Genomic DNA, 16,114 nt, shown 5'->3' with positions numbered 1-16,114 from the left:
GCAATTTCCCGGGTTATTTTTGCTATAATTAAGTGAAAATAGGGAAATGAAGTGATACAGTGGGTAAACGAAAAAATGAGTTGATGGTAGGCACTTTACCGAATGTAGCTGATTTTATTCGCGAAATGGCTGCCGATAAACAGGCGATCTTAGCCAAAGCAGCGCAAAAAAAGTGCCAGTTACAAGCTTTTATGGCTAAGGAGGGTGATCACCAGACTAATTTCAATGCTAAAATGGTCGCAGTGCCCCCTGAACAAAAACAAGCTTACCGGGTTCGCAATTTACAGGTAGATTATCAATTTGCAGTACGAAAATTACGGCAAGAAATGGGGCTAGATCGACCCCATTTTGCATATAAAGCAGGCTTTAGCTTGGAACGTTTAGAAACGATCGAAGCGGGTGAAGCTTTGCCGACAACAGACGAATTATTACGGTTAGCTGAAGTCAGTGGGCGCTCAGTCCACATAAGATTTGATTAAAGCAAACAAAGCGATCAGCGCCGTATGGCTAAACCGATCTTTCTCAGACTATGCATTTTGTGTTCTGAGAGAGATTGGTTTGTTTTTATTCGGAATTTAGTTGACTTTTAGCCTGTTGATGGTATTGTATTAGAAAAAATTACCAAAAAAACGAACGATGGAGGATCTAGCATGACTGAAGTGACCCGTGATTTTACGCATAACTTACCCAAAGCTGAATTACATGTGCATATCGAAGGAACCTTAGAACCCGAACTAAAACTCAAATTAGCTCAGAAGAATAACATTGATATTGGTCAAAAAACGATCGCTGAAGTAGAGGAAACTTTAAAATATGATGATCTTGCGTCATTTTTAGCGGTCTACTATCCAGCAATGGAAGTTTTAGTGCATGAAGAAGATTTCTATGAATTGGCAATGGCTTACCTCAAAAAAGCTGCTAAAAATAATGTGCGACATACTGAGATCTTCTTTGATCCTCAAGCGCATACTAGTCGTGGTGTCAAATTTGAAACAGTCATCAACGGGTTATATCGCGCAACTGTCGATGCACGGGCGTTAAATATTGATGCTCGTTTGATCATGTGTTTCTTGCGTGACCTATCCCGAGAATCAGCGCGCAAGACTTTACTTGCAGCCTTACCTTACAAGGATAAATTTATTGGGGTCGGACTTGATTCAGATGAACATAACAACCCACCGATGAAGTTTTTAGCTCAGTTTTGTACTGCCCAAGAGCATGGATTACACGTTACAGCTCACGCCAATGTTGATCAAGTCAACTCGTTAGAGCATATTCGTGAATTGTTAGAAGTTATCGGAGTCGAACGGATCGATCACGGGACTAATATTGTTGAAGATCCAGATCTAGTTGAATTTGCGGCTAAACAAGGTGTTGGTTTTACTTCATGTCCACTTTCAAACGACTTTATTGCGTCTGATATGAAGGGAAAAGAAGTGCTCGAATTGTTAGCAAAAGACGTTAAGGTTTCGCTCCATTCTGATGATCCGGCCTATTTTGGTGGCTATATTGGTGATAACTATTATGCGTTAGCTCAAAAGTATGACTTAACTAAAGAACAAGTCGTGGCCTTGGCTAAGAACTCATTTGCTGCTTCTTGGATCAGTGAACAGCAAAAGGCTTTTTATTTAGCAGAATTAGATGAATATCTAGCAAATAACTAGACTAAAAACACCATGTTTTCTGATTGACAAATCAAAAGTTTAACATTATATTATAGATAATCATTCTTATCTTAATTGATAAAGTAGTCAAAGTGCTTTATCCACATGAGAAGCTTGTCTTGGGGACAAGTTTATTTTGTGTGGAGTAGGCGCTTTTTTTATGCTTAAAGATAAATTTTACGGAGGGAAATAATGGCAAATACAGTGACTGAATTTGATACGATCGCGGCGATCGCTACCCCACCTGGGGAAGGGGCGATCTCGATCGTGCGTTTGAGTGGCGATGATGCCGTGACGATCGCTGATCAAGTATTTAAAGGTAAGGATCTGACTAAAGTTTCTAGTCATACGATCAATTATGGTCATTTTATCGATCCTAAAACCCGGGAAATAATCGATGAAGTAATGGTCTCTGTGTTGCGAGCACCTAAGACATTTACTCGCGAAGATACAGTCGAGATCAACTGCCACGGTGGGATCGTGCCCACTAATAAGATCTTACAAGTCTTATTGACTAATGGTGCGCGGTTAGCTGAACCGGGGGAATTTACTAAGCGAGCCTTCTTGCATGGCCGAATCGACTTGGCACAAGCTGAATCAGTGATGGATCTGATCCGTGCTAAGACCGACCGCTCGATGAAAGCTGCGTTGAACCAACTCGATGGCGAGCTTTCACAGTTGATCAAGAATTTACGCCAAGAGATCTTGGATGTATTGGCTCAAGTCGAAGTCAACATTGACTATCCTGAATATGATGATGTTGAAGAGATGACTTCTAAGTTGTTGCGTGAAAAAGCGCTTGATGTTTGTGCTAAGATCGAACAGCTTTTGGTCACAGCACGTCAAGGCAAGATCTTGCGTGAAGGGCTAGCTACTGCTTTAGTGGGACGGCCTAATGTTGGCAAATCCAGCTTATTGAATCATTTGTTACACGAAGATAAAGCGATCGTGACAGATATCGCTGGGACGACGCGAGATGTGATCGAAGAATATGTCAACGTTTTAGGTGTACCATTGAAATTGGTCGATACAGCCGGGATCCGCGAAACTGATGATAGGGTCGAAAAGATCGGGGTCGAGCGTTCACGCCAAGCGCTCGATCGCTCTGATCTGGTGATATTGCTGTTAAATGCCAGTGAACCTTTGACTACCGAAGATATCGAGTTATTGCAATTGACGCAAGATAAAAAACGGATCATCGTCTTGAATAAGATGGATCTTGAACCAAAACTCGATCTTAATGAGTTATATCAATATGTTGATAAAGCTGAAGTCCTCAAGACCTCGGTGCTAAAAAATGAAGGGATCCGCGAATTAGAAGAACATATCGCTACGCTTTTCTATGGTGGGATCGAAAATTCGCAGACGACAGTTTTAGTGACCAACGCGCGCCATATTGCTTTGTTAGAACAAGCTAAGGCTGCTTTAGAAGCAGTTTTAACTGGTTTGGACCAAGAATTGCCAGTTGATCTAGTCCAGATCGACATGACACGTGCTTGGGAACTTTTAGGTGAGATCACAGGCGATAGTTACCAAGATGAGCTATTAGATCAGTTATTCAGTCAATTCTGTTTAGGAAAATAAGGGAGAATTTATGCAATTTGGAGAAAAATACAAGGCAAAAGATTATGATGTGATCGTAGTAGGGGCTGGACATGCGGGCTGTGAGGCAGCTTTAGCTTCAGCACGGATGGGTAATGAGACCCTTTTGATCACGATCAACTTAGAAATGGTGGCATTTATGCCATGTAATCCTTCGATCGGTGGTCCAGCTAAGGGGATCGTTGTGCGTGAAGTCGATGCCCTCGGGGGTGAAATGGGTAAAAATATCGATAAAACTTACGTGCAGATGCGGATGCTAAATACTGGTAAAGGCCCAGCTGTTCGAGCTTTGCGGGCTCAAGCAGATAAGAGTCGCTATTCGATCGAAATGAAGCATACGTTGGAAAATCAACCACATTTGACTTTGCGCCAAGGGATCGTGGATGATCTGATCGTTGAAGATGGTGAAGTCAAAGGGGTCGTGACTAACACAGGAGCTTGTTATGGTGCTAAGGCTGTTGTCTTAACAACCGGGACTTCAGCTCGCGGTAAGATCATCATTGGTGAATTGATGTATTCTTCCGGACCTAACAATACACAAGCTGCGATCGAATTATCTAAGAATCTAGAACGTCTAGGTTTTGAACTCAAGCGTTTCAAGACTGGTACCCCGCCACGAGTAGATGGTAACACGATCGACTATGCTAAGACCGAAGAACAACCAGGTGATGTAGAACCACATTTATTCAGTTATGAAAGTGACGATGCCAACTACCTAGATGTAAAACAACAGCTATCTTGTTGGTTGACGTATACGCAAGAGATGACCCATAAGATCATTCGTGACAATCTCGACCGAGCACCGATGTTTTCTGGTGTGATCGAAGGGGTCGGTCCGCGCTATTGTCCTTCGATCGAAGACAAGATCGTCCGTTTTGCTGATAAGCCGCGGCATCAGTTATTTATCGAACCAGAAGGCCGAGATACTGATGAATATTATATCCAAGGACTATCAACATCACTTCCAGAAGATGTGCAACAACAAATGGTTCATTCGATTCCAGGCTTAGAGCAAGCCGAGATGATGCGCCCTGGTTATGCGATCGAATACGATATCGTTTCACCATACCAGTTACGTCCAACGCTTGAGACCAAGTTGATCAAAGGCTTATACACTGCTGGACAGACTAATGGAACTTCAGGCTATGAAGAAGCAGCTGGCCAAGGTTTGATCGCTGGGATCAATGCTGGGCGTCATGCTTTAGGTAAAGAAGAGATCGTCTTGAAGCGTAGTGATGCTTATATTGGGGTCATGATCGATGATCTAGTAACTAAGGGGACAAATGAACCTTACCGTTTGTTGACGAGTCGAGCAGAATATCGCTTGATCTTGCGCCATGATAATGCTGATCTGCGTTTAACAGAACTTGGTCATGATATCGGTTTGATCTCAGATGAACGTTTGGCAGCTTTTGAAGCTAAAAAAGCAGAGATCGCAGCTGAAAAAGAGCGGTTATCAAAGATCCGCATCAAGCCGTCACCAGAAGTGGATGCATATTTAGAAGCGCATGGCGACCGTCCCTTGAAAGATGGAGTCTTAGCAAGTGATCTCTTGCGTCGTCCGTATGTGACCTATGCTGATCTGATGCAATTTATCCCCGCTACACCGCAAGCTCTCGATCGGCGGGTGATCGAGCAGATCGAGATCCAATATAAATATGAAGGTTATATCAAAAAAGCCTATGAAAAAGTTGAAAAATTGAAGCGGATGGAAGCTAAGAAGATCCCAGAAAATATTGATTATATGGCGATCGAAGGCTTAGCTACTGAAGCTAAACAAAAATTAGTCAAGATCCAACCTGAGACCTTGGCTCAAGCAAGTCGGATCAGTGGGGTCAATCCTGCCGATTTGTCGATCTTGGCTGTCTATATCGAACAAGGCAAGATCGCAAAAGTGAGCGACTAGCAAAAAGGACGAATGGCAAACATTCGTCCTTTTTAATTTAGCACTAAATTTGGTATTATTTGATTATGTTTGAAAAGAGGGGGATATTTAATGGAAACTTGGCTTTTTTTACTGCTGATCTTAGCAGTTTCATTTTTTGGTAAAAATAATTCTTTGATCATCGCAACTTTAGTCGTCATGGCGATCAAGTTGATCCCAGCATTATCTGAAAAGTGGTTCCCTGTGATCCAAGCTAAAGGGATCAATTGGGGCGTTACGATCATTTCGGTTGCGATCTTGATCCCGATCGCGACTGGGCAGATCACGTTTAAAGACTTGATCGATGCCTTCAAGATGCCAGCTGGCTGGATCGCAGTTGGTTGTGGGATCTTGGTTGCGATCTTATCACGTTATGGTGTCGACCAATTAGCAGCGACGCCCCAAGTGACAGTCGCTTTAGTCTTTGGGACGATCTTAGGCGTCGTCTTTTTACGAGGTGTAGCTGCTGGCCCTGTGATCGCTAGTGGCATGACTTTTGTGATCATCAGTTTGTTAGGCCTTAGTTTTAAATAGTAAGCTCAAAAAAATTCCCGCAAAAATTTTGCGGGAATTTTTTTATTATTCGAGGCGCTTGAAGCAAGGAGATGATCATTCTTCGACTAATTCAGGGAGATTACCGCGCCGGATGAAGTGAACTAAAAGTCCAACGACTAAGCCGACTAATGCTGGAACGACCCATGACATCCCGATCCCTGCTAGTGGTAAGTAAGCCCGTAGATCAGCAACTGTGAGTCCAAAAGCGCTTTGGCTGACAACTTTTGGAAAGGCAACGATCATATCAAAGAAAGCAGGTACGACCGTGCAAACCACAACAGCTAGATAAACGACCCCGTCACGTTTGAAGAGTGGTGAAAAGACGGAAAGCAAGATCAAGACCATGGATAATGGGTAAAGAAACATCAACATCGGATTGGACCAAGCGATGATCGTTTCAAGCCCGAAGTTAGCCGTCAAAAACGATGCAAAACAGCTCAAGAAAAGCCATACGTGGTAGCTGACCTTTGGAAAATGATTATGGAAATCTTGAGCAAAAGCAGCGACCAAACCAACAGCAGTCGTCAAACAGGTAACTGTTAAAAGTGTAGCTAAAACTGCTTGCCCGACCGAGCCAGCATAAGCCGTAACGATCTGAGAAAAGGCAGTGCCACCTTCTTCAGAAAGTTTGAAGCGTCCCAAAGACATCGCACCTAAAACGATCAAAAGTAAGTAGATCAAAGCGACCGATCCCATAGAGAAAAAGCCGGCTTTAGCGGTCACGAGCGAAACGCTTTTTGGATCGCGGTAACCCATTTGTTTGATGGCAGTTACGACGGTGACCCCAAAGGCTAGGCCAGCCAAGGCATCCATCGTGTTATAGCCTTCTAAAAAGCCGTTTGTCAATGCGCTTGAAAATGAAGTATAAACTTCAGTAACTGGTGCACTCGTTGTGTGACCTAACGGATTAGCAAAGGCAACGACAAAGACCAGCGTCAAAAGGCCTAAGAAAAGTGGGTTCAAGACTTTACCGACATTAGACAGGATGTCGTTTTCTTTATAAGAAAAGCCAAAAGCTGCAGCGAAAAATAATGCTGAAAATAAGAGCAATCCCCAGTGGTTATCAGCCCCTAAGAATGGCTGTAAGCCTACAGAATATGCAACTGTTGCTGTTCTAGGTGTACCAAAAAGTGGTCCGATCGTAGCGTGGATCAAGACCATAAAGACCAGGGCAAACCCTGTCCCTAATGGAAGACCAACATCATAGACCCCATCGGCTTTAACGATGGCGATCGCTAAGACTGAGAGCAAGGGCAACAAGACCCCAGTCACGAGAAAGCCTAAGGTAGCTGGGACCCAGTTATGACCAGCTAATTGACCCAAATGTAGTGGGAAGATCAAATTGCCAGCTCCAAAGAAGAGCCCAAATAATAATGAGCTGACGACGGCATAATCTTTAAATGACATCTTACTTTTTGTTTTTTTCATAATCCAAACTCCTTTTTTTAGTCGCAAAAAATATCAGAACTAAAAGAAAAAGGCGTCCTTAGACTGATTGTTCAGTCCAAGGACGCCTGTAGAGCGTGGTACCACCTTGCTTCATGAACGCCTCGCTACGTTCACCTTTCACATACGGCCCGTACCTAGAATAAAGGGCGATATGCTAACACTATAATGGGTGTACCCAGAGCATCTACTAGAAAAATTCGTTCGACACAACGCTCGAAAGTGATTTTTCTTCCTAAGGCTGACCTACTTCCTTTCACCGACCGAAGCTCGCTTTTAGGTGCACTTAGGACTACTTGTCTTTCTCATCGCGTTTGCTGATATTTATTGTTGAACTAAATTTACAACCAATTTTTGGTAATGTCAACCCTTTTTTTAGAAAAAATAAGTTAGCTCCAAAAATGTGTTTATAGAAATTAAATTTTTTAATAATTATTATCTAATGAAAAGCACTAGTGTTAGATAATAAAGGGAATTGGTAAATTTTAGGTTCTTATGTCTTGATTCTTGATTACATATATAAAATATAGCCTTGATATTAATGATTTTTTGAAGTGAAAAAATTTAGTAAAATTGTTATTGACAAAAGTGTAAATAATAAATAGAATTGGTAAAAAATTCACTTGCGCTAAATTGGGGGCGAGAAATTGTTACTAGAAATCAAAAATGTCAGCACAGCTTTCAAGGTCGAAGGGCAATATTATAATGCACTTGATGATGTTAGCTTAGAGGTAAATGAGAATGAAGTTTTAGCGATCGTAGGTGAATCTGGTTGTGGTAAGAGCACATTAGCTACGAGTGTCATGGGCCTCCATAACGAAAAACAGACTAAAACGGTTGGAAGCATCAAATTTCATGGAAAAGAGCTCGTGGGAGCTAAAAATGAACAACTACAGCAGATCAGAGGCAAAAAAATCGGGATGATCTTTCAAGATCCACTATCTTCGCTTAATCCGCTGTTACGGATCGAAGACCAGGTCAAAGAAAGTCTGACTTTACATACGCAGATGTCAGAAAAAGAAAAAAGTGCTCGGGTCCTTGAATTGCTACGCCAGGTCGGACTTGAAAAGCCTGAATTGGTAGCGCGGCAATATCCCCATGAATTATCAGGGGGGATGCGCCAAAGAGTCGGGATCGCCATTGCGGTCGCTTGTAAACCAGAGCTCATTATAGCTGATGAACCGACAACGGCCCTGGATGTTACGATCCAAGCACAGATCTTGGACTTATTATTAGCGATCCAAGCCGAAAACCATGCCGGGATCATTTTGATCACCCATGATCTAGGGGTCGTAGCTGAAGTAGCCGATCGGGTAGCTGTGATGTATGCGGGACAGGTCGTCGAGTTAGGTACAACGAATCAAATTTTTAACGATCCCAAACATCCTTATACACGCTCACTTTTGCGTTCAATGCCACAAGCAGACGAAAAACAAGAAGAACTCTATGTGATCAATGGGATGGTGCCTTCGTTAAAAAATCTAAAACACACTGGGTGCCGTTTTGCTTCACGGATCCCATGGATGACGGCAAGTGAGCATGAAAGTGAACCACAAATGCACCAAGTAGCAGTGGGACACCTAGTCAGATGTGTTTGTTGGCGTGATTTTAAGTTTCCAGACGAAGAAGAAAAAAAGGAGGTAGACCATGGATGAATTACTTGAAGTAAAGGATCTTCGGGTCCATTATCCCGTTCGTTCGGGATTTTTAAACCGTGTGACTGACTATGTATACGCCGTTGATGGGGTCACTTTTTCGATCAAAAAAGGCCAAAGCTACGGGGTGATCGGAGAATCAGGTTCGGGGAAATCAACGATCGGGCAAGCGCTTGTCGGACTGATCGAAGCTACTTCTGGTCAGATCGTTTATGCAGGTAAAGATGTAACGGACAAACGAGTCAGAAAAAAGATGAGTTATAACAAAGATGTTCAAATGATCTTTCAAGATTCACTTTCAAGCTTGAATCCCAAGAAAAAGATCTTGGATATCATCGGGGAACCTTTGAAAAATTTTGAAAAATTACCAGCCCAAGAATTGAAACAACGTGTTTTAGAACTACTTAAGACCGTTGGATTAGATGAGGAATCACTTTACAAATATCCATATCAATTTTCAGGCGGACAACGGCAACGGATCGGGGTCGCACGTGCGGTAGCTACCAGACCCAAATTGATCATAGCCGATGAACCTGTCTCAGCGTTAGATCTATCGGTCCAAGCTCAGGTTTTGAACTATATGAAGGCGATCCAAAAAAAGTATGGTGTAGCTTTTTTATTTATTTCACATGATCTTGGTGTCGTCCATCACATGTGCGATAATTTGGCGATCATGCATCGGGGACGTTTTGTCGAAGTCGGTACACGTAAGGATATCTATGAAGATCCTTTGCATATTTATACTAAACGGCTACTAGCTGCGATCCCGCGGACTGATGTTTCGAATCGAGAAGCTCATCGTAAACAACGACAAGCGATCGAAGAAGAATATAATGTGCACAAAGAAGAATACTATGATCAAGCTGGACGTGTCTATCCGCTAGAAAAAGTGACACGAACACATTTAGTCGCCTTAAAAAAAGAATAGGGGCTGAAAGGGGAATTTTAATATGTGGAAGACGATTTTAAGACGCGTTTTATTGATGATCCCAGAATTGATCGCTTTGAGCATCTTGATCTTTTTGCTTGCAAAATTGATGCCTGGTGATCCCTTTACTGGGATGGTCACACCTGAGACTTCGCCTCAAGCAGTCGAAGCCTTGCGGATCAAAGCTGGGGTGTATGATCCGTGGTATGTTCAGTATTGGCATTGGGTCGTTAGAATGTTTCACGGGGACCTCGGGATGAGCTATCAATTTAAGACTTCGGTCGGGAGTTTGATCTTATCTCGCATGGGCAACACGATCTGGCTGTCACTTTTGACTTTGATCTTGAGTTATTCGTTGAGTATTCCTTTAGGGTTGCTTGCAGGACGCTATGAGAATACGAAATTAGATAAGGGGATCATGATCTATACGTTTGTGGCCTATGCGATCCCGTCTTTTGTTTTTTATATGCTCGGGGTGTGGTTTTTCGGTTACAAACTCAAGCTTTTTCCAACTTCGGGGTCAGTTTCAGTTGATGCTACCGGGACGTTTGGTTATCTCTTGAGTCGCTTGGATCATATGATCTTACCCGCATGTTTGCAAGCTGTACTTAGTGTGACTGCAGTTGTGCAATATTTACGCAGTGAAGTCATCGATAATAAAAATCAAGATTATGTCAAGACGGCTCGGGCTAAAGGTGTCCCTGAAAAGACGATCTTTACGCGCCATATTTTTAGGAATTCGTTGCTTCCGATCGCAGCTTTTCTAGGTTATTCGATCACCGGCTTACTTGGGGGTTCGATCTTTATCGAGCAGATCTTCAATTATCCTGGCATGGGTCTCTTATTTATGGATTCGATCTTGAACCGTGATTATTCAGTGATCACCGCCTTAGTTCTTTTATACGGGACTTTGACTCTGATCGGCTCATTATTGTCAGATATTATTTTGAGTTTGGTCGATCCACGTGTCCGGATCGGATGATAGGGGGAAGAGTATGAAAAAGAGTAAGGATACATCTAATTTTGCGATGATCGTACGCGAATTCAAACAGGATAAAGGAGCTACTTTTTTCTTGTTTTTATTGTCAGCACTGATCTTATTCATTTATATCTATGCAGCTTTTTTAGATACTAAGAAAGTAATGCAGGTCGATATCCTAAATGGTTATAGTTCTCCCGGCAAAAATGGTCATCTCTTAGGGACAGATCAAGGGGGAAGAGATGTTTTAAAGTATCTAGTCTTAGGAGCACGCAATTCACTTAATATCGGGGTCACGATCACTTTGATCGTTGAGATGATCGGGATCGCATTTGGCTTAGTTGCTGGATATTATGGCGGTTTAGTCGATAATATCATGATGCGTTTTTTAGATTTCATGATGTTGTTGCCGATGTTGATGTTAGTCATCGTTATCGTTTCGATCATCCCGAACTATAATATGCTAGATTTTATTTTGGTCATGTCAGCCTTTTTATGGGTCGGGACAGCACGGTTGATCCGCTCTAAGGCGCTATCTGAAGCGCATAAAGAATATGTTTATGCAGCCATCACTTCTGGTAGTAGACCTTGGAAGATCATGTTATTTGATATGTTACCTAATATCAGTTCACTTATCATCGTTGATCTGATCTTGAGTTTGACGTCAAATATCGGGATCGAAGTTGGGTTGAGTTTCTTAGGGTTTGGGTTGCCAGATTCGGTCCCTAGTTTGGGGGTGATGATCGGACTAGCGCAAGATCCAGATGTTATGACTGGATCGCCTTGGGTCTGGATCCCAGCGGCCGTTTTGATCTTGGTTTTATGTGTGGGCATTAGTTATGTTGGAAATGTTGTTCGTCGTGCTTTTGACGCACAACAGCGTTTGGGATAAATGGGAAGGAAGATGAAAATGGGGAGAAGACATTTATTCATGCAGACTGTGGCCTTATTAACAGTTCTCTCGGGAACGTTGGCCACTTGTACTAGCCAAGTCCTAGCTAAAGAAAATGCCTTGAAAGAGACATACGTTAATCGTAAAAAGCCACTTAAAGGTGGGACCTTAAAAGTTGCCTATCCGTCAAATACTAGTTTTAAAGGCAATTTTATCACGGAGATCAGTACTGATGGTGAGACGGACAATTTATCTTATATTGGGCAACCGGGACTATTTAGACAAGATAGGGATGGTAAATTAAAAAAAGGTGGCTTAGCTGATGTTTCATTTGACAAAGAAAATAAAACAGTTTTAGTCACGATCAGCCCTAAAGCGCGTTGGTCTGATGGTCAACCTGTAACAGCTAAAGATCTGGCTTTTGTTTATGAAGTCATTGCTAATAAAGATAGTGGTTCAGTCTATTACAATGAAGATATTGGTTCGATCGTTGGGATGGAGCAATATCATAATGGCCAAGCAGATCAGATCTCAGGCCTACAGATCAAAGATGATAAACATCTTTTGATCCATTACAAAGAGATGACACCAGCAATGGAATATGCCGGATCAGGATATTTATGGAACGATGCTTTACCATATCACTACTTAAAAGATATCCCGATGTCTAAATTAGCCTCCAGCGAGCAAGCACGCCATCCTTTGTCTTATGGACCATATGCGATCAAAAAAGTCGTTCAAGGTGAAACGATCGAATGGGTCCCAAATAAATATTATCCTAAAAAGCCTAAATTAGACAGAGTGGTCGAAGAAGTAGTTCCTGATGCTCAGATCGCTGAAGCAATGCGGGCACATAAATACGATATGGTCCTCGATGAAGGCGAAGCGACTTATGCTAAAACCAGATCACTTGACCACTATGTAACTCTAGGCGCATTGAGACACGGTTTTAACTACATGGGCTTTAGAGTCGGTAAACAAGGTCCTGATGGTAAAAGTGTCATGGATAAAAAGTTAGTCACCAATGATCGCTCTTTGAGATTAGCCTTAGCGTATGCGATGAACACTGAAGAAGTCACTAAAAGATATGGGCACGGGCTTCGAAAATGGGCTAACTCGATGGTCTCACCAGCGTATGGGGCTTATCACGATAGTAAGGTCAAACCGTATTATCATAATTTAAAAAAGGCGAATGCTTTACTTGATAAAGCTGGTTTTAAACGTGGAAAAGACGGCTACCGTAGCAAGCCTAATGGTAAAAAATTGACTCTACATGTCTTGGCTCATGATGCAGGAAAAGGTTATGAAGCAATCATCAAAAATTACATGCAACTTTGGAAAAAAGTTGGTGTAAGAACTGAGCTAGTCAATGGCCGAATGATGGAGTTCAATAATTATAATGCGCTCCTTGAGAGTAATTCAGAAAAATATGATATCTGGTTTGGAAGTTGGTTGCTGTCTTCCGAACCGTCTGTTGCTGCCACCGCTGCCTATAGTCCGAGCTCTTCATTTAATCACGGACATTTTGTGACAAAAGAAAATACTGAGCTATTGCGTTCACTTAATTCACAAAAGGCCTTTGATACCAAATATCGGATCGCACAAATGCATAAATGGCAAGCATATATGCAAAAAGAAGCATACGTTGTACCACTTTCTTATACTTATGGGTTAACTGTCGTCGGGAAAAATGTTAAAGGTGTAACACTTGATCCAAGTAAACAGCTGACTTATTGGGAGAATGTTTGTTTGACAAAATAGAGGGAAAATAAAAAATGAAGCATTGACTAAGTAGGTGAGTGTTTCTTGTTTCACGTGAAACAAATTATGCTAAAATTTGGGTAAAAACGATTGGAATGTGAAACATGAAAGTAATTATCTCTCCCGCTAAAAAAATGCAAGATGCAACTAATGATTTTGAGGTCAGAAGTCAACCGTGCTATCTAGCTAAGACGAGTCAGTTGTTCGAATGGTTACAACAACGCTCTTATTTGCAACTAAAAACTATTTGGCAGTGTAGTGATAAATTGGCGCAACTGAATTATCAACGGTTGCAGACAGCTAAACTTGACCAAAATTTGACTCCAGCATTGTTTTCGTATGTTGGTCTGCAATATAGTTCCATGGCACCTGATCTATTAGAAGAACCGGCTTTGGACTATTTGGCCCAAAATTTACGGATCTTATCTGGTCTATACGGGATCTTAGCTCCATTTGATGGGATCATTCAGTATCGCCTAGAGATGGGAGCTAAACTCGGATGGAAAGATCATCCTGATCTATATCAATTTTGGGGCGATGATCTTTACCGCGAGCTTTACCAAGGAGCTGAACCAGTGATCAATTTGGCATCTAAAGAGTATGAAAAAGTGATCGCGCGTTATTTAACGCCAGATGATATTTTTATAACGCTTGAATTTAAAGAATTTGATAAAAAACGCCAGAAATATGTTCAAAAAGCGACACCTGCAAAACAAGCCCGGGGGCAGTTTGTACGTTACTTAGCGCAAAATCAAGTAGAAACGCTAGCCCAACTTAAAGACTTCACGGAATTGGGTTATCATTTTGCAGCTGAATTATCGACCGAAAAGAATTATGTGTTTTTGAAAGGATAGATCATTAGAGTCAAGATAAAAAGGAAGAAGGGGCAAGATGAATAAAAAAGGGGTCGTAAAAAGTATCTTAGCACTAGCAACAGTGGTAATGGTTCAAGGGACAGTTGGTCCAAGTGTTTCTGCCAATAAGTTACCACTGGAATATAGTAGCCATAAAAAGCAAGTTAAGGGTGGGACCTTACACGTTGGCTTAGCCTCTGGTGGGGGCTTTAAAGGAATATTTGCGCCACCGTTGCGTATTGATGGACCGACTTCAGAAGTTGCACAATTTGGTGAGTATAGTTTGTTTAGCATTAATGATGACTATACGTATGCCAAAGGTGGCTTAGCGGATGTAACTTTTGATCAGAAGCAAAAAACAGCCACGGTTAAAATCAAAAAAAGCACACGTTGGTCAGACGGACACCCAGTAGAAGCAAAAGATATAGCCTACACCTATGAAGTAATAGCTAATCCAGCGACGAATTCGGGTGATTACGATGATAGATCACGTGATGTTGTTGGGATGGAAGAATATCACGAAGGTAAAGCCGATAATATTTCAGGGGTGGAAGTTAAAGATGAAAAGACTTGTGTCATCCATTTCAAAGAGATGAAACCTGAAATGAAATTCCCAGGTTCAGGTTATGTTCTTGGTGAAGTGATGCCTTATCATTACTTAAAAGATGTTCCGTTTGATAAGTTAGCTTCCAGTGATAAGATACAAAAAACGCCGCTGTTTTATGGTCCATTTAAGATCAAAAACATGGTCAAAGGCGAATCGATCGAGTGGGTCCCCAATAAGTACTATGGGGGGAAGAAACCTAATTTATCTAAGATCGTCGTTGAAGTGGTCGATCCAGGGCATGCCGCCGCTGCGTTGAAGGCTAACAAATATGATGTTTTGTTGGAACAAAGTCCATCGATCTACAATAAGGTGAAAAAATTACCTCAATACGTTGTTTTAGGGAAAAAAGCGAAGTATTACTCCTATGTAGGTTTTAAGGTCGGTCATTTTAAAAATGGAGTCAATGTAATGGATCGTAAGACACCTGTGCAAGACCGCGCTTTGCGCCAAGCGATGGGGTATGCACTCAATATGGATCAGATCTCAAAGAAATTTGGCTATGGTCTAAAATATCGTGCTAATACGATCGTCCCGGATGCGTTTGGAAAATATAACGATCATAAGCTAAAAGGCTATCCATTAGACTTGAAAAAGGCCAATAGGTTACTAGATAAAGCAGGGTATAAGATGCAAAAAAATGGTTACCGCACTTTACCTAATGGCAAGCCATTTACTTTGAAGTTGCTAGCAGCGATGAGTTCAGATAATGCCGGAAATCGAAATGCGGTCGAAGTGTATCTGCAACAATGGAAAAAGATCGGTGTCAAAGTCGAATTAAAAGGTGGTCGTCTCCAAGAGTTTAATTCTTACATCGAACAATTGACTAATGATGGTGAAGGCTATGATGTTTATCTGAGTAATTGGAACGTATCAAGTGCTCCGACCTCAAGCCTTGCTGAGACGTATTTACCAAATAATCCGTATAATCTAAGCCATTTTGTTACTAAAGAAAATACAAAATTGATCAAATCATTGAGCTCAAAAGAAGCGTTCAATACTGATTATCAGATCAAGCAGTTCTACAAGTGGCAAGCGTATATGAATAAAGAAGCTTATATCATCCCAAGACAATTTCAATATGACACCTATACTTTCTCAAAGAAGTTGACCAATGTGACTTTAGATACCAAGAAGGGTGCAACATTGTGGGAAGATATTGCCTTTACCAAATAAAAGGCACTGCTTAAAGACTGTCAAGAGTCGGAAGCAGGCTTTATGCCGAACAAGAAAAAATAAAAGGGGAAAAG

At 41.7% G+C, this 16,114-nt stretch carries 13 protein-coding genes and 1 other annotated feature; of the genes, 12 read left to right on the top strand and 1 reads right to left on the bottom strand.

Features of this window, described 5'->3' with window-relative positions; genetic code table 11:
- Window positions 1-59 precede the first annotated feature (59 nt).
- The 5 genes from LMU01S_RS04115 (at window position 60) to LMU01S_RS04095 (ending at window position 5,724) form a co-directional block, all read left to right on the top strand.
- Window positions 60-479 carry a helix-turn-helix domain-containing protein gene (locus tag LMU01S_RS04115; protein WP_056958372.1) on the top strand — a complete coding sequence of 140 codons (420 nt, stop codon included), beginning with the start codon at window positions 60-62 and terminating at the stop codon, window positions 477-479.
- Window positions 480-650: 171 nt separating this feature from the next.
- The gene (gene add, locus LMU01S_RS04110; protein ID WP_056958370.1) at window positions 651-1,664 is read left to right on the top strand and encodes an adenosine deaminase; all 1,014 of its coding nucleotides are present in this window, start codon (window positions 651-653) and stop codon (window positions 1,662-1,664) included.
- A gap of 192 nt (window positions 1,665-1,856) precedes the next feature.
- Complete coding sequence (mnmE, locus tag LMU01S_RS04105) at window positions 1,857-3,248, top strand: tRNA uridine-5-carboxymethylaminomethyl(34) synthesis GTPase MnmE (protein ID WP_056958368.1); 1,392 nt, start codon at window positions 1,857-1,859, stop codon at window positions 3,246-3,248.
- Between the two features lie 10 nt (window positions 3,249-3,258).
- Window positions 3,259-5,172: a tRNA uridine-5-carboxymethylaminomethyl(34) synthesis enzyme MnmG gene (mnmG, locus tag LMU01S_RS04100; RefSeq protein ID WP_056958366.1), complete on the top strand. Its 1,914-nt coding sequence runs from the start codon at window positions 3,259-3,261 to the stop codon at window positions 5,170-5,172.
- Window positions 5,173-5,262: 90 nt separating this feature from the next.
- Window positions 5,263-5,724, top strand: coding sequence for a DUF441 domain-containing protein (locus LMU01S_RS04095; RefSeq protein ID WP_056958365.1), 462 nt, complete (start codon window positions 5,263-5,265; stop codon window positions 5,722-5,724).
- A gap of 75 nt (window positions 5,725-5,799) precedes the next feature.
- Here the strand turns inward: LMU01S_RS04095 and brnQ are convergent, their stop codons facing one another.
- The gene (gene brnQ, locus LMU01S_RS04090; protein ID WP_156470379.1) at window positions 5,800-7,173 is read right to left on the bottom strand and encodes a branched-chain amino acid transport system II carrier protein; all 1,374 of its coding nucleotides are present in this window, start codon (window positions 7,171-7,173) and stop codon (window positions 5,800-5,802) included.
- A gap of 75 nt (window positions 7,174-7,248) precedes the next feature.
- Window positions 7,249-7,509 (bottom strand) — a binding site (T-box leader).
- 314 nt (window positions 7,510-7,823) lie between these two features.
- On the opposite strand from brnQ, the gene LMU01S_RS04085 reads away from it, so the two are divergent.
- The 7 genes from LMU01S_RS04085 (at window position 7,824) to LMU01S_RS04055 (ending at window position 16,040) form a co-directional block, all read left to right on the top strand.
- Entirely contained in the window at window positions 7,824-8,846 is a 1,023-nt protein-coding gene (locus LMU01S_RS04085; protein ID WP_056958364.1) for an ABC transporter ATP-binding protein, read from the top strand.
- Window positions 8,839-9,774, top strand: a complete 936-nt coding sequence (locus LMU01S_RS04080) for an ATP-binding cassette domain-containing protein (protein WP_056958362.1) — start codon at window positions 8,839-8,841, stop codon at window positions 9,772-9,774. Before LMU01S_RS04085 ends, LMU01S_RS04080 begins: the two co-directional genes overlap by 8 nt.
- 22 nt (window positions 9,775-9,796) lie before the next feature.
- Window positions 9,797-10,756: an oligopeptide ABC transporter permease gene (gene opp4B / locus LMU01S_RS04075; protein WP_056958360.1), complete on the top strand. Its 960-nt coding sequence runs from the start codon at window positions 9,797-9,799 to the stop codon at window positions 10,754-10,756.
- A 13-nt stretch (window positions 10,757-10,769) separates the two neighbouring features.
- On the top strand, window positions 10,770-11,645 hold the full coding sequence (locus tag LMU01S_RS04070) for an ABC transporter permease (protein WP_056958358.1): 876 nt from the start codon (window positions 10,770-10,772) through the stop codon (window positions 11,643-11,645).
- Between the two features lie 18 nt (window positions 11,646-11,663).
- Window positions 11,664-13,406: an ABC transporter substrate-binding protein gene (locus LMU01S_RS04065; protein WP_225354599.1), complete on the top strand. Its 1,743-nt coding sequence runs from the start codon at window positions 11,664-11,666 to the stop codon at window positions 13,404-13,406.
- A 104-nt stretch (window positions 13,407-13,510) separates the two neighbouring features.
- On the top strand, window positions 13,511-14,260 hold the full coding sequence (gene yaaA / locus LMU01S_RS04060; protein ID WP_056958356.1) for a peroxide stress protein YaaA: 750 nt from the start codon (window positions 13,511-13,513) through the stop codon (window positions 14,258-14,260).
- Between the two features lie 37 nt (window positions 14,261-14,297).
- Window positions 14,298-16,040, top strand: a complete 1,743-nt coding sequence (locus LMU01S_RS04055) for an ABC transporter substrate-binding protein (protein WP_056958355.1) — start codon at window positions 14,298-14,300, stop codon at window positions 16,038-16,040.
- Window positions 16,041-16,114: the final 74 nt, after the last annotated feature.

This window comes from Ligilactobacillus murinus DSM 20452 = NBRC 14221 (assembly GCF_001591685.1).
Lineage (GTDB): Bacteria > Bacillota > Bacilli > Lactobacillales > Lactobacillaceae > Ligilactobacillus > Ligilactobacillus murinus.
The sequence above is the reverse complement of the archived record's forward strand: the minus strand, read 5'-3'. Positions and strand labels throughout refer to the sequence as shown.